We start from the raw sequence: 17,015 nt of genomic DNA, 5'->3' as shown, positions 1-17,015 counted from the left end.
AGTGTTTATTTAAAAGGAAGGAACTAACCATGAAACGTTTACTCATCTTATTACTACTTGGCTTTCCAACTGTGATTGCCTTTGCGCAGCAGGACGCTCAGTTTAGCCAGTATATGTTTAACGGGCTGTATATAAATCCCGCCTATGCGGGTTATAGGCAGCAATGGAACGTAAATATGTTCTATCGTACGCAATGGGTTGGCTTTCCGGGTGCGCCGAAAACATTTTCTATCGCCGCCGACGGGTCTGCTAACGATGAGCGTGTCGGCCTTGGCGTGCAGGTAATGAACGATAAACTCGGTGCTCAAAACAACACATCTTTTTACGCAACATATGCATATCGCATTCCACTTGACGATTACAACAATAAAACTTTAGCACTGGGCATCAGCGGGGGCTTTGTTCAGCAACGCCTGGATGTAACCGCACTGGATCCGGTGGATCACGATGATCCGCTCCTGATGAATGCAAAGAAGACTGCGCTTATGCCTGATGCAAGGTTCGGCATATTTTACAATAGCGAGCGTCTGTATGCGGGGTTGTCCGCTGATAATCTCATTACAAACGTTTTTCAGAAAGGAGATGCATTAAGAACTTATCTTCCGTTAAAACCTCATTTATACTTTACAGTAGGAGGGTTGGTTCCTTTATCTGACGTGTTGTTGTTAAAGCCATCCTTTTTGCTGAAAGAAGACTTTGCCGGGCCAACAAGTTTTGATCTGAATGCGTTTCTACTGATCAATAAAATGATCTGGATCGGTGCATCTTACCGTACCGCAGTTTTCAATAAAACAGCTATCGATAATTCACTAACAAAATCTGGAGCCATCGTCGGAATGCTGGAAGTGTTTGTTAATGATAAACTGAGGATTGGCTACGCCTACGACCAAACTATTAACGGTACCGCCGCAAACAATTACACTACGCATGAAATATCGCTCAGTTATTTCTTCCCGGCACAAAGAGCAAGAATGATGTCGCCGAGATACTTTTGACAATTGATAACGCCTGCCCGACTGAGCGTCATTCAGGCGGGGATAATTGACAATGAAGAAACACTACGTGATCATTATTACTTAAACCTCGCCACTCATGTATAAATTAATTCTACGGATAAGTTTGATTTTACTTGTGGTTGCTGTGTTTATGCCGGGAGGAGAGCTGCACGCACAATATGTGCTGAAGCAGGCAGAAACACAGGCCAGCCTGTTCAATTATACAGCTGCCAAACCTCTATACTCTAAAGCTTATAAAAGGAAGAACACGATTGAAGCTGCACGCGGGCTGGCAGGGATTTATACGGAAACAAAAGATTACGTATTTGCTGAGTCCTGGTACGCGAAGGTTGTAGCCATGCCCAATCATACTGCTGAGGATGAATTGAATTATGCTGAGGTATTGATGAACAACAGCAAATACAGCGAAGCAAAACAACAATTACAAGCTTACCTGGGCAAAAAAAATGATGATAAGCGTGCGGCAAACCTGTTGGCAGGTTGCGACTCAGCACAGACATGGATGGCGCATCCGCTTAAAGGAAACCTGGAAAATATGCAGGCGCTGAATAGCCAGTATTCAGATTGGGGCACGGCATTCTATAACAATCAATTCATTTTTGCATCAGACAGACCCTATGATTCTGTCAGACGCCAGCCATTCTTTAGTACTTCTAATATTAAAAGACGTTACTATGGTATGACAGGAAACAGCTACCTGCATCTTTATCAAAGCAATGGGAAGGATAGTATGAGTGCAAGGTTATTAAACAAAGGAATTAACGGCGATTACCATAGCGCCAACGCAACTTATACCGCTGATGGTAAAGAAATGTACTATGCGGTTACTACGCTGGTGAAAAAAGGGGGCAGTTTTTTAGGAAAGGATCAGCCTTATACTTTGAATATTGAAATACGCAAAAGCGGTTGGGATACGGCCAGGCAAGCCTGGGGGCAGGCGGTTAATTTTCCCTATAATGAAGTGTTTAAATATTCTGTCGGCGATCCATGGATAGCACCAGACGGACAAACACTCTATTTCACTGCCGATCATGGTGATGAAATTAAAGGAGGTACCGATATTTTTTATACACAGAAAGATATGGATGGCAAATGGCAGGCACCTAAGAACATGGGGCCATCTATCAATACGGAGGGAAATGAACGCACACCGTATTTTGATGAAGCAGGGAACTTCTATTTTGCAAGCGACGGGCGAGCGGGCATGGGTGGACTGGATATTTATAAAGCAGTTAAGTCCGCTAACGGAGAGTGGCTTGTTGTTAATCTTGGCGCGCCGGTAAATAGTCCGCAAGATGATTTTGCACCGGTCTTTAAATCAACTTCTGTTATTTACTTTTCCAGCAACAGGCTGGCAGGAAAAGGCAGTGACGATATTTACCGCTTTGATGTTGCAAAGATGCTTCTTTTTACCCTGGAAGGTACAGTCAGAGACAGGAAAACAAATGAGCCGTTGCGTGAGGCGGTGATCACCCTGCAAAATAAGATCACCAACACTCCGCTGAAAACAATTACAGACGATCAGGGCCGCTATATATTTAAGTTGGACAGCGTAACAGATTACGATCTAAGCACCGTTAAAACAGAATATACTACAGTAACGGGAATTGCACTTACGACAAAAGGGCTCACAGAATCGCAAACGCTGAGAAAAGATGTTTACCTGGATAAGATTGAAGTGAAGAAACCGGTTAAACTGGAAAATATATACTTCGATTTAGATAAATGGAATATTCGTCCCGACGCTGCGGAAGAACTGGATAAACTGGTTAAGCTTTTGAAGGACAATCCAACATGGGAAATAGAAATGTCTTCACACACAGACTCACGCGCACCTGATGCGTACAATATGAAGCTTTCTCAAAGAAGAGCTGAATCTACTGTGAAGTATCTTGTTGATCATGGGATTGATGCAGAACGGCTGATTGCTAAAGGATATGGAGAAACAAGGCTTGTAAACAAGTGTAGCAACGGAGTGCCTTGTACTGAAGAAGAACATCAACTGAACCGGAGAACTGAATTTACAGTATTGGATAAATAAGCATTGTTGTCCAGCAATTCCGTTTCATTGCCGTTTGCTTCAGCTGATGGACAATCTTCGGCGCAAGCGCTGTGGTCCTCCGTGCTTTCTCCGGCTGTTTCTCTGTGTAACAAAAAAAGTTACACAAAGGGCACAAAGCAGACACAGAGGACCACAGGGCATTTGTTTGCATCCAGGTCTGCCCGCAGTACACAAAAAAATTTTAAATCAAAAAATAAATTACCAGCCGCAAAAAATAAATCAAGATTGATATCCGCTGACTGCGCGAATACATTTGATGCATGATGGCGAAGCACGAAACAAAGCTTCGCCGGCCTGTTGCAACAATAATTAAAACAAGCAATTAAAATCAATCATCATGTATTGCAGAAATTGTGGAAACGAGGTAAGTGATAAAGCTATCGCCTGCCCCAAATGCGGAGTTAATCCACGTACCGAAAAAAGTTTTTGTCCCTCATGTGGCTCTCCGACTGCATCCAACCAGGTCATGTGTACAAAGTGTAACGCAGCGCTTTCTACACCTGCATTTTCTTTCGACGCAAGTGCGCTTCAAAAAATTGATATTAACGCAGCACTAAAGAACAAATCCATTTTGTTTGCAGCTTTGGCATTGCTGGGGTGTTTTCTGCCATGGTTTAAACTAAATGCGTTCGTTGCAAGTCAAAGTTTTTCTTGTTTCGGACTGTCGAAAATGCTGGACATGACTCCTGATAGTATACTGGTGCCTTTCCTGCTTTACCTTATCCCGTTAAGTCTCGCTGCGATCATCGCTTCACAATTCATTCCGCAACTGGCAAAATATAAGAGGGCATTGTTGGTGGGCGCGCTGATACTTGTGATCTATGCCGGCATTGGTTTGTATAAAACAGCCAATCCGTCTGTACCTAAAGCCGGCAATGATGCTTTTGGCTTTGGAGAAGCAATGGCAAAGGAAGCAAGGAGCATGATGTCGGTGGGATTCGGTTTTTATGTCACGCTGATCGGAACAATCGCCAGTTTTTATTTTGGAAGGAAAGAATGATACATAGCCAGGCTACAAACTGATAATGCGTTTGAACCGAATGCGTCAGTTTCACTGTAAAATCATACATAACCCCTCAAGTCGTTCTGATTATGAAAAGGATAAATTTACTCGTATTTATCTGTCTGTTAATCCTGATAATATATATCGCAGGGTGTAAAGGATTGTCTGGTACCTATGTTGCCAAAGGTGATGCATTTCTTGAAAAAATTGCTTTCACCTCAAAAAACGGCGTTGAAATATCCGCGATGGGTATTACTCAATCCGGCACTTTTAAAAAAGATGGAGACAAAGTAACAATATCAATAGCGGGAGAGAACCATGTGTTTACAATAGATAAAGATGGATGTTTGGATGGCGGAGGTTTGATAGGTAAATACTGTAAGGAGTAAAAAGAACTGTTTAACCCTAAACCTATTATGACGCGTGATTTTCAGCAGAAAAACGTATCCATATCATTTACAACGACCTAAAAACAATATTGTGAGAATTTGCTTGCGCCCTTTCAGGGCTTGATGGTTATTTGTTATTTTGTCCATAGGGCGTTGCCCCATGCTAATGCTCCAAGGCCTTCAGCCTTGTGCGTAACACGAGAATTGCCGTTTCATACATTAAATTATGCAATATAATATCGGTCACCTGCTCCAAAGCGCTCATTCTTTATGAAACAGGCACGATAAATATTGCATTTAAGAAGCCCTGAAAGGGCGCAGGCATTAGCACTGGGCAACGCCCTGTGGTTCTGAGAGCTAAATGTAAATAAGCCCTGTAAGGGCGAGCGCAAATGAAAGCACTATCCACATCCTGGTATTAATTAAACTCCTTAATAAGTTTCGATCCTTTGTCACGTCAGGCATCAACGTGGGGCGCAGGGCTTTTCATCTCTACGAATTATTTTCAAAAAATACAACCTTCCTTACTTCATTCTTTACTTGTATTCTCTTTCGCAAAATCCATCATTATCGCATGATAAGCAAGTACAAACGCTAATTAATTATTTGACAAAACTGCTCCGGCTACTTGAATTTTAAAAAAAACTTTATTAGTTTAGTTTTAGTTATAAGTATCATTCTTCCCCCACAATGGAATGACACGTTAGACCTATTACAACAAAAGCTTTATACAGATCCGCTAAAGTCTCGTATAAGCATTGTTTTTCGAAATTTATTTTACTATTTGGATGGCTGCAAGTACGTTGCAGTAGCGATAGCTTTACTCCCTCACCACCAAACTGCATTCTTTCCGTTCCAGGATAAACGCGGAAGGCTTATCATCACCTAAAAATTGCTTTGCCTTATGCACGATTTCAGCACCGGGTGGTACGTTATTTATACGAAGTCCCGTCACGAAAAAAAAGTAGCGCAACAACTTGGTGGAATGGAACTCCAGTATTTTCTGCCTACGACAAGAATTTTAAGGATCTGGCCCACAAAAAAGAAATACGTGCAGATGCCGCTTTTTCCTTCCTATGTATTTGTTAAGCTGGAAAATCTTCAACATTATTTTGATAGCCTGCAAATTCCGGGTGTGTTATACTTTGTAAAAATTGGTAACCAGATAGCCAGTATAAAGGAATCAATCATTCATAAACTTCAGGCGATCATTTCCAACAAGCTGGATGATATAGAAGTTCTTTCCGGGCATTTTAATCCCGGAGCAACAGTAAACATTCACGCAGGCCCGTTCAAAGGTTTTTCCTGTGAAGTGATTGAACACCGCGGCAAGAACAAGATACTTGTAAGGATCGAATTGCTTCAGCGGAATATATTGGTTGATATGCCTTCGTATTGTTTGGAGGTAAATGCTGTTTAGCTGTGGGCTATCAGCTATCGGTCGTGAGCTTTAAGGTATCAGGTATCAGGTTTGAGGCGTAAGGCATAAGGATTTAGGTGCTGCCTGCATTTCAAATCAGAAATCCCAAAATCAGACATCAGCGATTTTTGACATCGTACCCGCCCGTTCCGACGGAACGTTCGGGCGGGCATCTAAAATCGCACATCGTACATTTTGATCAGACATCCTAAAATCAGCGATCAGCGATTTCCTACATCGTACATCGCACACCAACATCAAACATCTTAACATCGTACATCTAACACCATACACCGTACATCTAACATCGTACATAACTAAATAAAACCTACAGCTATGCCAGTACAAACAACTTATCCCGGCGTTTATATCGAAGAGATTCCCAGTGGCGTACGAACAATTACAGGTGTAGCTACCTCCATAACGGCGTTTATTGGCAGAGCTTTAATGGGGCCGGTAGATGAGCCGACAATTATCAACAGTTTTGCAGATTATGACCGGCAGTTCGGAGGTTTATGGACAGAAAGTACCATGAGCTACGCCGTTCAGGATTTCTATCTTAATGGTGGTAGCCAGGCTGTAATAGTACGCATTGATAACAATGCAGGGACGGCGCAGATCGCTTTGCCAACCGGTGCCGCATCTCCAAATGATATGCTGATCCTTGAAGCGTCTAGCCCCGGTGCGTGGGGAAGCTCGCTTCTTGCTGAAGTTAATTATAATACACAGGACCCAACGGCCTCTCCATTGTCGCCACCTGCACCTGATCCGGATCTCTTCAACCTGGTGATCTATCAAAAAAATGAAGAAACACAGCAAAATCAAAAGCTGGAGGAATATCTGCTTGTTTCACTTAAGAAAGATTCTTCCCGTTTTTTGCCACGCGTATTAGATCAGAACTCAACCGTTGTTGGCGTAATAAAAGACAGTGATGGCAAATGGGTTGTGCCAAATGTTCGCCCGTTGGAAACAACCAGTCCGGTTGCCGCATCAGAAGTTACGGATGGAGATGAATTAACTTTTGCAGAATATGAGGGCGATGAAAACCTGAAAACCGGCATCTACGCGCTGTTGAAAACAGACCTGTTTAATCTGCTGTGCATCCCACCTCCCGTAAGGGGTGTTGATACCGCTGCCTCAACTTATTCCAAAGCCGTAAAATTATGTGTGGAAAAAAGAGCGATGTTGATCGTTGATCCGCCCGCTGCATGGGGTGCAAATGTAGACAAGGCGGTAAGCAATCCTATTCAAAACCTGGGTTCACTTGGTGTTTCAGGCATTGATGCAAGGAATGCTGCTTTGTACTATCCGCTGGTTGTAAAGGCTGATCCGTTAAGAGAGAATCAACCTGATCTTTTTGCGCCCTCAGGAATTGTTGCAGGGTTAATGGCTACAACGGACACCAATCGTGGTGTGTGGAAATCTCCCGCAGGCATTGATGTTGCATTGAATGGCGTGCAAAGCCTTCAGATAAATTTATCAGATAAAGAGAATGGACAATTAAATCCGCTGGGCATTAACTGCTTCCGCACATTCCCGGTAATAGGCCGCGTGATATGGGGTGCCAGAACCATGCGCGGTGCAGATCAGTTGGCGGATGAATACAAATACGTTGCCGTAAGAAGGACTGCATTATTTATCGAAGAATCATTATTCAGGGGGACAAAATGGGTGGTGTTTGAACCGAACGACGAACCATTGTGGGCGCAGATAAGACTTAACGTAGGAGCCTTTATGCAGAACCTTTTCCGCCAGGGAGCTTTCCAGGGCAAAACACCCAAAGAAGCATACCTGGTAAAATGTGATAAGGAAACAACTACGCAAAACGATATTGATCTCGGCATTGTAAATATACTGGTAGCTTTTGCACCACTGAAACCAGCCGAATTTGTAATTATAAAAATTCAGCAACTAGCTGGACAAATCGACACCTAAAAAATTAAGTTATGCCACAGTTTACAGTAAATGCACAACGGTTTGATCCGTACAAAAATTTTAAGTTCAGGGTTAAGTGGGATGGCAGGTACGTTGCAGGTGTAAGCAAAGTAAGTATGTTGAAAAAGACAACTGAAGTTGTAAAACACCGTGATGGTGGCGATCCCAGCAGCAGCCGCAAAAGTCCCGGACGCACAGAGTTTGATGCAATAACACTTGAACGGGGTGTTACTCACGACACTGAGTTTGAAAAATGGGCCAACAAGGTTTGGAACTTCGGATCCGGCCTGGGCGCAGAAACATCACTCAAGGATTTCCGGAAAGACATTACAATTGAGCTGTATAATGAAGCAGGCCAGCTGGTAATTGCATATAACGTTTTCAGATGCTGGGTATCTGAATTCCAGGCATTGTCTGACCTTGATGCCAATGCCAATGCCGTTGCCATACAGCACATTAAACTGGAAAATGAAGGATGGGAAAGAGACTACGCGGTAACTGAACCTTCCGAACCATCTTTCACTGAACCTTCCTGATTAACTGATCATGCGATCACTTACAGCTCCTGAATTATTGCAGGTTTGGGAAAATGGTTTGCAACATTCGCAAACGGACAGGTCATTGGCGCTGCTGCAATATGCGTCTTCAAAGGATGATACCAATCCGGCAACGTTAAGTATTGGTCAGCGTGATGCCAGGTTGCTGCAGCTTCGCAAGTGGATGTTCGGATCAAAATTGCTGAACACAGCGGTCTGCCCATCGTGCGGTGAAAAAGTTGAATGGGAGAATGATGTCAATGATTTTATGTTGCAGCATTCACATGCTACTTCTGACTTTCAAATCAAAGTCGACGATTTTGAATTACGTTTCCGTCTTCCTGTAAGTGCAGATATAAAGCAGGTGCAAAAGGGTTGTACGGATGAAGAAAATGAATTGATCTTATTGCGGCAATGCCTGCTTGAAATAAAAAGAGATAACGAACCCTGCCTTGTTGAAGATTTGCCGCGATATGTGTTAGATGCATTGGAAGAAAGGATCAGCAAAGAAGATGCGCAGGCTGATATAACTGTTCTGCTTACATGCCCTGCATGTGCGCATGAATGGCTTTCTCATTTCGATATCCAAAGCTATCTATGGACGGAAATAAATGCCTGGGCAAAAAATATGGTGCAGGAAGTGTATGTTCTGGCAAGACATTTTGGATGGTCAGAGCATGATATATTGAACATGAGTCCTCAACGGCGTCAGCTTTATCTTCAAATGATCTTTGCATGAACGGTTTTTTTAATCATCTGATTAGCAAACAAACAAATCCCGCAGCCAATATTTCTCCGAGGCTCAAGGGCAGATTTGAATCTTTTTCAGGTTTTCAGCAGTCATCAATTAATGAGGTCGCAGCAGAAAAAGAAAGCGCAACGCCGTCGGCAAACAAGTCGGTATATCCGGATAAAAACGATTCTGCAAATATTCAGGAAGGACGTTTGCCAAAACAACCGGATCTGTTTACAGATGACCTGCGCGAAAATGATGCAACGAGTGAAGGCTCATTGCTTGCAAAGCCATTATTATCTGGCATAAACAACGACCAAATAAATGAAGCAGTTGCAGATATAAAGAGTCCCGGGCCATTTTCAAGAGATGTAGACGTAACACAGCCTGTTGAAAAGCGCCTTACAACTTTCGTTGACAAATCTGATCAGACAGATCAGGTTTTACTGAGATATAACCAGACAAATATTGATGACAAAAAACCGGAGCATCAACCGGATATTTTTTCCTTACAACAAAATATACAGCTTACGCCGCAGTTAGAGATAAATATGGCAGTTATCAACGCATTCAAACAGTTGTATAAAAATGAACCGCCGGATGATAATATAACAGCACAACCATCACCTACCATAAAAGTGAACATTGGCCGCATAGATGTGCGGGCCGTTACCCAGCAAACGCCCTCCAAAGAAATGCAACGCCCAAAAGCGGGCATGTCGCTGGATGATTTTTTAAAGAAGAAAAATGGCAGTAATTAATGAGTACTGCGCTTGCCATAGCTGGTGTAACACAGGTACTGAAGGACTTGTTGAATGACGGGGTGATCAATAACATTACCACAGCGGTAGGTGCTGCTGTAACTGTTACATCACTTCCCCCTGATCGCATTGATACTGCAGGAGAAGGAACCCAGTTAAACCTGTATATGTACCAGGCTACACCCAACCAGGGATGGCGCAATGAGGGGTTTCCCTCATTCAATACAAATGGTCATCGTATAAGCAATCCACCGCTTGCGTTAGATCTGCACTATCTTCTTTCGGCCTACACAAGTGGGCCACAATTGCATACTGAGATACTGCTAGGCTATGGAATGCAGTTGTTTCATGAGAACCCGGTATTATCACGTGACGCAATCAACAAATCGCTTACTCCTCCCGATGATGTAAATCTGTCAAGTCTGCCGCCAACTTTACAGGCGCTTGCTTCAACCGGTTTGGCCGACCAGGTGGAGATGCTGAAAATAACACCGGAGTTGTTGAATGCAGAAGAGATGTCTAAACTGTGGACGGCTTTTGGCGCCAAGTACAGGCCTACTGCGGCGTACAGGGTAACTGTTGTGTTGATACAAAGTACAAGGCCAACCAAGACTGCATTGCCCGTACAGGACAGAAGGGTATATGTAGTGCCATTTAATCAACCAATAATTGAAAACATAATATCTATCCCAACGCCGCCTGAACCAACATTACCCAATCAATTGATCTTCTCATCCTCTACACTTGTATTGGAAGGAAGAAGACTTTTTGATGAGAATTTGAAGGTGGTTGTAGGCGGTAATGAAATAACGCCTGCAGATGATGATGTTACAGATACAACCATCCAACTAGCTTTGCCCGCAGGTTTAAAAGCCGGCATGCAAGGTGTACAGGTGATACATCCCATACCAATGGGAATTGATCAGCCACAAAAACTACACAACGGTCAGGCTTCGCCCATGCAGTCATTCATATTAAGTCCTTTTGTTACTGCAGATGGAACAGCATCAGGAAGTACGATAGGCGGTTTTTTTGGCGGCAACATACAGGTGAAAGTAAAGCCGGGCATCGTTAATAAACAAAATGTCCGTTTGTTGCTAAACGGGTTGACGCCTACTACAGGATCCTATGTTTTTGAGGTGGAAAAAATGACTGTGGCCGGACCTCCGGCGGAAACAATTAATATTCCTGTTGCAGGTGTTGCATCCGGCGGATACCTGATGCGTTTGCAAGTGGACGGTGCGGAAAGCCAACTGGTTGCTGATCCAGGTACAGGTGTTTACAAAAGTCCTAAAGTAATAGTGCCATGACAGATAGTGCGAATACGCAGTGGGTGAGCGGCAATCAGAAATATCTGTCTGCGACCATGTCATTGTTGTATGCACGCTTAAGTTTGTACAAAGCAACCCTGGAAGATAACGGAGTGGGTATTGAAGAAAATACTTCTGCTGTCAATAATCTTCAGGAACAACTCAACATATTGGCGGTAGAAATGAAGGTGCCTGCGGCGTTGGACAACATTGTAAATGTCTTTGGATTGTCTTCATTTGAGAAGGATCTGCTGGTAACATGTGCCGCTGTTGAACTGGATAGCAGTTTTGCATCTTTAATAGCCGGTTTACAGGGAAATGTAAATGCCTGTCTTCCCACTTTCAGTCTTGTGCTCGCAAGTCTTCCCGGTGCACATTGGAGCGCATTGTCGCCCAATGCACCGTTGCGTTACTGGCGATTGATCGAGTTAAATACCGATCAGCTTATTTCAAAAGCACCGATCAGGATTGATGAACATATTCTCCACTATCTTGCTGGTGTAAATCATCTTGATGAAAGGCTTACAGGAATTATAGAGCCAGCATCTTTACAGCAGGATCTCGTACCCTCACATATTGAGCTTGCAAAAAATATAATTCAGACTTGTCTTGAGAAATTCAATACCAGCGGATTTCAGCCAATACAACTAAGTGGTGATAACAAACCTGATAAAAATAACATCGCTGTATATGTGTGCCGGCAACTTGGTTTTTACCCCTATACAATACCCGTACATGCAATTCCTTCGGCGACCAAAGATATTGTTGAGTTGGCGAGGCTGTGGAACAGGGAAGCTGCACTAAAATCCTATGCATTAATGATTGATAATAGTGATGTGGATACATCAGACAGGCAACGTATGCAGGTAGTGAATAGTTTCATCGGTAACATACAAAGCCCGATGATAGTGAATGTAAGCCGGGCAACCCTGAGTAACAATACCAGGTATGGTCTGTTTGAGGTGGCGAAACCTACATCAGCCGAACAGCTTGATCTGTGGAAAAAAAGTCTTGAAGAAAGTACCAATATATCAGACAGGGAATTGAACAGGCTGGTTGCTCAGTTTAATTTCAGTGCAAAAACAATAACAGACGCCAGCAGACAATTGGTAACTCAAAACGAAACACCTTTAAACGGCGATCACGCTAAAGATCTACTGAATGATTTATGGAAGACCTGTTGCATTCATTCAAGACCTGATATAGGAGAGCTTGCCCATCGTATTGAAGCAATTGCACAAATGGATGATCTTATTCTTCCCGAAGCGCAAAAAGAAATACTAAGAGATCTCATCATTCACACAAAGTACCGCGCACAGGTATATAACGATTGGGGCTTTGCGCAACGTAATAACCGCGGATTGGGCATTACTGCCATATTTGCGGGAGAAAGCGGTACAGGTAAAACAATGGCTTCAGAGGTGCTGGCGAAAGAGCTTAAGCTGGACCTCTACAGGATTGATCTAAGCCAGGTAGTAAATAAATACATCGGGGAAACTGAAAAGAATCTCAAAAGAATATTTGATGCTGCCGAGGATGGTGGTGCCATCTTATTGTTTGATGAAGCCGATGCACTCTTTGGCAAAAGAAGCGAAGTTAAGGATAGTCACGACCGTTATGCCAATGTTGAGATAAGCTATTTACTGCAGCGTATGGAAGCCTATCGCGGCCTTGCCATTTTAACCACGAATATGAAGAATGTGATGGACAAGGCATGGATGAGAAGGATCCGTTTTGTTGTACAATTTCCGTTTCCTGATATTGAACAGCGTGCTGAAATATGGAAACGCATTTTTCCTTCGGCAACACCATTAAATAATCTTGATATTGCCAAGCTCGCCAGACTAAACATTGCCGGCGGAAATATAAAAAACATCGCTATGAATGCTGCTTTTATTGCGGCGAGCGAAGGTGACGCAGTTAGTATGCAACATGTGCAACGTGCCTTACGCAGCGAATATGAAAAGATCGAAAAATCGTTGACCAATACAGAAATAGGTTTGCTGAAATGAACCAAAATATTGAAATCAATATTGATCAAATTGTCCTGCACGGCTTTGCCCACGGAGACAAACTTCAAATAGGAGAGGCGCTCCAGACAGCACTTACTGAAGCGCTTGCCAAACAGGGAATTACACCATTACTAAAGCATTCGATAGATATTCCTTATGTAAATGCCGGAACTTTCTCACTTCAAACCAACAGCAAGCCGGCTAGCGTTGGTGCAGCAGTTGCAAATTCTGTGCACGCAACGCTGAAGGGGAAGGGGTGAGGTGTGAGGTGTAAGGTATCAGGTTTCAGGTATCAGGTTTGGAGGAAGTAAAAATTCAAAAGTAAAAAGTAAAAACTGCGGAGAAGCACTACCAGTATCGTTCGTGTCATGGTTTTATTGACCAGACAACAGAACTAAAAACAGCGGGCTAAGTGTTAATAAATCAGCGATCTTCAAATCAGAAATCAGAAATCTAATATCAGCCATCAACTACATCGTACATCGTACATCTAACATCTAACATCAAATGTCTTCATTTCCCGGTTCACCCAAGCTTATCAGGGGAGGGTTAGTGCTTATCGATCCAACTACTTCAAAAGTAATAAGGATCATTACGCTTCAATACAACCCTGATACGCTAACCAGAACATTACAGGCGCAGAGCTTGCATGATGCCAATAACAGGTCGCAACCCTTGCGCTTAACCGGCCCGCCGGTTGAAACCATAAAGCTTGATGCGGAAATTGATGCGACCGATCAGATGCAAAATGGTGACAGTGTTACTGCGCAAAGCGGTATTCATCCGCAGTTGGCTGCATTGGAAACAATAATTTACCCGACAAGCACACAACTGATCTCCAATAACAGCCAGGCATCATCAGGAACTTTGGAAATTGTTCCGATGGAAACGCCATTAACATTATTTGTCTGGAACAAAAATCGCATTATACCTGTGCGCATAACAGATTTCAGTGTTACAGAAGAAGCATTTGATGCGAACCTTAACCCCATACGTGCTAAAGTGAGTATGGGACTTCGGGTACTGAGTGTTGATGATCTTGGCTTTGATCACAAAGGCTCCAGCTTGTATCTAAGCTATCAACAGAATAAAGAAAAACTTGCAGGGCTGGCCCGCGCAGGTTCATTAAGTGACCTTGGCATAAATACTATCTGATGGCAGATCCACTTCAAACATTGTTGCAGGCAAGCAGCCAGCCAATCAATAACCTGTCGCCTACAAGCCGTTATTATCCGGTAGGTACGGCAACGTTTCAGAAGTCTGACGGTACAAATGTTGCTTATCTGCGGAGGCGCGTTATCCCTCCGCCTGAATCACTTGAGTTAATGCAGATCTATGTGGTAAAAGAAGGAGACAGGCTGGACAATATAGCCACTGCAACTATTGGAGATCCGGGACAGTTCTGGCAAATTGCCGATGCCAATGTAACCATTGCGCCTGAGGAGCTGACTGATCATCCCGGTTCCGTTTTAAGGATTACACAACCTGCAGGTATACGTACTTTTTAAGATGCTTAAAGGGAAAATTAGTGTTTCGTTATATATAGGAGTTGGTGTACCTATACCGGTTCCCAAACCAATTGTTGATGCGTTGTCCAGCATTGAAGTAACATCCTCTGCGGGGCAGGCAAGCGGCTTCTCGCTCGTGTTTAATTTCAGCAGTAAGTCGCCTTTAAACACGTTGCTTTTGCTGGTGGGACAGGCCGGTCCTTTTGTACGAACAATCGTCGCAGTCAATATAAATGGAACACCAAATGTGTTGATGGACGGCATGATCGTCAATCACCAGTTAACACCAAATGTGCAAACAGGTGAATCAACATTTACGGTGATGGGGACGGATCTCACCAGCCTGATGGGTTATATCGACTTTTCCGGTTTCCCGTTTCCCTGCATGCCGGCAGAAGCGCGGGTGCTGTTAATCCTGGCAAAATATGCAGTGTTTGGAATTATCCCATTGGTGATCCCAACACTGTTTATGGATATACCCATCGTTACAGATAAAATACCAACGCAAAAAGGAAAAGATCTCGCCTACATTCAGCAGCTGGCAAATGATAATGGCTACGTGTTTTATCTTGAACCGGGACCTGCTGTAGGCACAAGCGTAGCATATTGGGGGCCTGAGATAAAAGTTGGTGTGCCGCAACCAGCACTAAACATAAACATGGATGCACATACAAATATTGAATCATTGAATTTTACCTTCGATGCTTCGTCAAAGGGTATTCCGTTAGTGTTCATTCAGATACAGGAAACAAGAACACCGATACCAATTCCAATTCCTGATCTTAATCCATTGCAGCCTCCATTAGGATTAATTCCGCCGATAGACGTTCAATTAGACAAGTTAAAAGATACTGCCAAACTTAGCCCGATGCAGGCATTGGCATTGGGCGTAGCGCAATCATCACGCACATCGGATGTGGTGACAGCCAACGGTACATTAAACGTAGTCCGTTACGGACATGTTCTTAAATCGCGGGGGCTTGTTGGTGTAAGAGGTGCTGGTGATGCATTTGACGGATTGTATTTTGTAAAAAGCGTTAAGCATAAAATTCAGCGTGGCACATATACACAGGATTTTACGTTAACAAGGAACGGACTGGTATCTACAGTTCCAAAAGTTCCTGCTTAATAAATTGTATTTTTTATGAGTGATAAATATTATGGTAAATACCGCGGCCTTGTTCTAAATAATATCGATCCCTTGCAAAAAGCAAGACTTCTTATCCAGGTTCCGGATGTATTAGGACTTGCAGTTTCAAGCTGGGCGATGCCTTGCGTACCAATAGCAGGTCCGCAAATGGGCGTGTATGTGTTGCCCATTATCGGCGCTGGTGTATGGGTTGAATTTGAAGGGGGGGATCCTGACTATCCCATATGGACCGGCGGCTTTTGGGGGTCAGCTGCAGAAGTACCGGCATTGGCGCTGGCTGGTGTACCGGGACTGCCGAATATTGTAATGCAATCTACCAGTCAGAATACATTTGTGATCAGTGATTTAATAGCGGGCCCTGTCGGGGGCATCATGCTTAAATCACCCACAGGAGCTTTCCTTACTGTCAACGATACCGGAATTTACATCGATAACGGCAAGGGCGCCAGTATTTATATGGTTGGGCCGATGATTACGATCAACAATGGAGCATTAACTGTTACTTAATGGATAATTGACAATTGAAAATTGAAAATGGAGTTAAATGTGCGAATGAGCAAATTTGCAAATATGCAAATGGGAAAATGCATGGAGGGGTATTTAATAAATCAGACATCATCAAATCAGGTATCAGACATCCTGCCTCCAACATCGTACCCGCCCGTTCCGACGGAACGTTCGGGCGGGCATCTAAAATCGTACATCTAACATTCACCCCATGCCAGGACCATTACTTCACGTAGGAGCAACAGTACTATGTGCACACGGTGGGCAAGCACAGCCAACCACTCCCAATCCGCGGGTATTGGTAAGCGGACAGCCGATTGTGATGCAGCCTGCACCTTATGTTATAGCAGGTTGCCCCTTTAACGTATCAGGTGCACCCGTTCCATGTGTTACGGGGCAATGGGTGACAGCTGCAGCAAGAATATTGTCTAATGGCATGCCCGTTCTGTTGATGGATAGCCAGGCTACCTGCATTCCTAACGGTACACCCTTGTTGATTGTGGCTACACAGGTGAGGGTGATTGGAAGCTGAAAACGGGTTGTAAGTTGTAAGTTTTACGTTGTACGTTTATTGAAGCGAAGGTTAGGAGTTAGCTTTTTGAATTTTTGACTTTGAATTTGCATTGGCTTAAACGATAACGAAGTCTACCCAACGCAAGGTTTTGACTTTTTA

Annotated in this window: 17 protein-coding genes; all 17 read left to right on the top strand. The window is 43.5% G+C overall.

What is annotated here, in order from left to right; all coding sequences use genetic code 11:
* Positions 1-29: 29 nt before the first annotated feature.
* The 17 genes from QTN47_RS11850 (at position 30) to QTN47_RS11770 (ending at position 16,874) form a co-directional block, all read left to right on the top strand.
* Complete coding sequence (locus QTN47_RS11850; RefSeq protein ID WP_369329589.1) at positions 30-995, top strand: PorP/SprF family type IX secretion system membrane protein; 966 nt, start codon at positions 30-32, stop codon at positions 993-995.
* Between the two features lie 97 nt (positions 996-1,092).
* Entirely contained in the window at positions 1,093-3,057 is a 1,965-nt protein-coding gene (locus QTN47_RS11845) for an OmpA family protein (RefSeq protein WP_369329588.1), read from the top strand.
* Positions 3,058-3,415: 358 nt separating this feature from the next.
* Positions 3,416-4,078, top strand: a complete 663-nt coding sequence (locus QTN47_RS11840; RefSeq protein ID WP_369329587.1) for a zinc ribbon domain-containing protein — start codon at positions 3,416-3,418, stop codon at positions 4,076-4,078.
* 92 nt (positions 4,079-4,170) lie between these two features.
* A complete protein-coding gene (locus tag QTN47_RS11835; protein ID WP_369329586.1) occupies positions 4,171-4,470 on the top strand; it encodes a hypothetical protein in 300 nt (99 codons plus the stop codon).
* 904 nt (positions 4,471-5,374) lie between these two features.
* Positions 5,375-5,890: a transcription termination/antitermination protein NusG gene (gene nusG / locus QTN47_RS11830; protein ID WP_369329585.1), complete on the top strand. Its 516-nt coding sequence runs from the start codon at positions 5,375-5,377 to the stop codon at positions 5,888-5,890.
* A gap of 336 nt (positions 5,891-6,226) precedes the next feature.
* A complete protein-coding gene (locus QTN47_RS11825; RefSeq protein ID WP_369329584.1) occupies positions 6,227-7,825 on the top strand; it encodes a phage tail sheath family protein in 1,599 nt (532 codons plus the stop codon).
* A gap of 11 nt (positions 7,826-7,836) precedes the next feature.
* Positions 7,837-8,361 carry a phage tail protein gene (locus tag QTN47_RS11820; protein WP_369329583.1) on the top strand — a complete coding sequence of 175 codons (525 nt, stop codon included), beginning with the start codon at positions 7,837-7,839 and terminating at the stop codon, positions 8,359-8,361.
* 10 nt (positions 8,362-8,371) lie between these two features.
* Complete coding sequence (locus tag QTN47_RS11815) at positions 8,372-9,100, top strand: T4 family baseplate hub assembly chaperone (protein ID WP_369329582.1); 729 nt, start codon at positions 8,372-8,374, stop codon at positions 9,098-9,100.
* Positions 9,097-9,855, top strand: a complete 759-nt coding sequence (locus tag QTN47_RS11810; RefSeq protein ID WP_369329581.1) for a hypothetical protein — start codon at positions 9,097-9,099, stop codon at positions 9,853-9,855. The genes QTN47_RS11815 and QTN47_RS11810 overlap by 4 nt, the downstream gene beginning before the upstream one ends.
* Positions 9,855-11,165, top strand: coding sequence for a Pvc16 family protein (locus QTN47_RS11805; protein ID WP_369329580.1), 1,311 nt, complete (start codon positions 9,855-9,857; stop codon positions 11,163-11,165). The genes QTN47_RS11810 and QTN47_RS11805 overlap by 1 nt, the downstream gene beginning before the upstream one ends.
* Positions 11,162-13,177 (top strand): ATP-binding protein, encoded by a 2,016-nt coding sequence (locus QTN47_RS11800; protein WP_369329579.1) that lies wholly within the window; start codon positions 11,162-11,164, stop codon positions 13,175-13,177. Before QTN47_RS11805 ends, QTN47_RS11800 begins: the two co-directional genes overlap by 4 nt.
* Positions 13,174-13,437, top strand: a complete 264-nt coding sequence (locus QTN47_RS11795) for a hypothetical protein (protein WP_369329578.1) — start codon at positions 13,174-13,176, stop codon at positions 13,435-13,437. The genes QTN47_RS11800 and QTN47_RS11795 overlap by 4 nt, the downstream gene beginning before the upstream one ends.
* 247 nt (positions 13,438-13,684) lie before the next feature.
* Complete coding sequence (locus QTN47_RS11790) at positions 13,685-14,332, top strand: hypothetical protein (RefSeq protein WP_369329577.1); 648 nt, start codon at positions 13,685-13,687, stop codon at positions 14,330-14,332.
* On the top strand, positions 14,332-14,685 hold the full coding sequence (locus tag QTN47_RS11785) for a LysM peptidoglycan-binding domain-containing protein (protein WP_369329576.1): 354 nt from the start codon (positions 14,332-14,334) through the stop codon (positions 14,683-14,685). Before QTN47_RS11790 ends, QTN47_RS11785 begins: the two co-directional genes overlap by 1 nt.
* Before the next feature lies 1 nt (position 14,686).
* Positions 14,687-15,814: a hypothetical protein gene (locus QTN47_RS11780; RefSeq protein WP_369329575.1), complete on the top strand. Its 1,128-nt coding sequence runs from the start codon at positions 14,687-14,689 to the stop codon at positions 15,812-15,814.
* Between the two features lie 15 nt (positions 15,815-15,829).
* On the top strand, positions 15,830-16,342 hold the full coding sequence (locus QTN47_RS11775) for a phage baseplate assembly protein V (protein ID WP_369329574.1): 513 nt from the start codon (positions 15,830-15,832) through the stop codon (positions 16,340-16,342).
* Positions 16,343-16,553: 211 nt separating this feature from the next.
* The gene (locus QTN47_RS11770; RefSeq protein ID WP_369329573.1) at positions 16,554-16,874 is read left to right on the top strand and encodes a hypothetical protein; all 321 of its coding nucleotides are present in this window, start codon (positions 16,554-16,556) and stop codon (positions 16,872-16,874) included.
* Positions 16,875-17,015 lie beyond the last annotated feature (141 nt).

The sequence above is a fragment of the Danxiaibacter flavus genome (genome assembly GCF_041060425.1).
Lineage (GTDB): Bacteria > Bacteroidota > Bacteroidia > Chitinophagales > Chitinophagaceae > Danxiaibacter > Danxiaibacter flavus.
Note: the sequence above shows the minus strand (reverse complement) of the source record. Positions and strands in the feature narration are given on the sequence as shown.

Bases quoted from the DNA above. Each gene is read 5' to 3' on its own strand.
- QTN47_RS11850 (WP_369329589.1), top strand. From the start codon at position 30: ATGAAACGTTTACTCATCTTATTACTACTTGGCTTTCCAACTGTGATT.
- QTN47_RS11780 (WP_369329575.1), top strand. From the start codon at position 14,687: ATGCTTAAAGGGAAAATTAGTGTTTCGTTATATATAGGAGTTGGTGTA.
- QTN47_RS11800 (WP_369329579.1), top strand. From the start codon at position 11,162: ATGACAGATAGTGCGAATACGCAGTGGGTGAGCGGCAATCAGAAATAT.
- QTN47_RS11770 (WP_369329573.1), top strand. From the start codon at position 16,554: ATGCCAGGACCATTACTTCACGTAGGAGCAACAGTACTATGTGCACAC.
- QTN47_RS11775 (WP_369329574.1), top strand. From the start codon at position 15,830: ATGAGTGATAAATATTATGGTAAATACCGCGGCCTTGTTCTAAATAAT.
- QTN47_RS11845 (WP_369329588.1), top strand. From the start codon at position 1,093: ATGTATAAATTAATTCTACGGATAAGTTTGATTTTACTTGTGGTTGCT.
- QTN47_RS11825 (WP_369329584.1), top strand. From the start codon at position 6,227: ATGCCAGTACAAACAACTTATCCCGGCGTTTATATCGAAGAGATTCCC.
- QTN47_RS11785 (WP_369329576.1), top strand. From the start codon at position 14,332: ATGGCAGATCCACTTCAAACATTGTTGCAGGCAAGCAGCCAGCCAATC.
- QTN47_RS11810 (WP_369329581.1), top strand. From the start codon at position 9,097: ATGAACGGTTTTTTTAATCATCTGATTAGCAAACAAACAAATCCCGCA.
- QTN47_RS11835 (WP_369329586.1), top strand. From the start codon at position 4,171: ATGAAAAGGATAAATTTACTCGTATTTATCTGTCTGTTAATCCTGATA.
- QTN47_RS11820 (WP_369329583.1), top strand. From the start codon at position 7,837: ATGCCACAGTTTACAGTAAATGCACAACGGTTTGATCCGTACAAAAAT.
- nusG (WP_369329585.1), top strand. From the start codon at position 5,375: ATGCACGATTTCAGCACCGGGTGGTACGTTATTTATACGAAGTCCCGT.
- QTN47_RS11805 (WP_369329580.1), top strand. From the start codon at position 9,855: ATGAGTACTGCGCTTGCCATAGCTGGTGTAACACAGGTACTGAAGGAC.
- QTN47_RS11795 (WP_369329578.1), top strand. From the start codon at position 13,174: ATGAACCAAAATATTGAAATCAATATTGATCAAATTGTCCTGCACGGC.
- QTN47_RS11840 (WP_369329587.1), top strand. From the start codon at position 3,416: ATGTATTGCAGAAATTGTGGAAACGAGGTAAGTGATAAAGCTATCGCC.
- QTN47_RS11790 (WP_369329577.1), top strand. From the start codon at position 13,685: ATGTCTTCATTTCCCGGTTCACCCAAGCTTATCAGGGGAGGGTTAGTG.
- QTN47_RS11815 (WP_369329582.1), top strand. From the start codon at position 8,372: ATGCGATCACTTACAGCTCCTGAATTATTGCAGGTTTGGGAAAATGGT.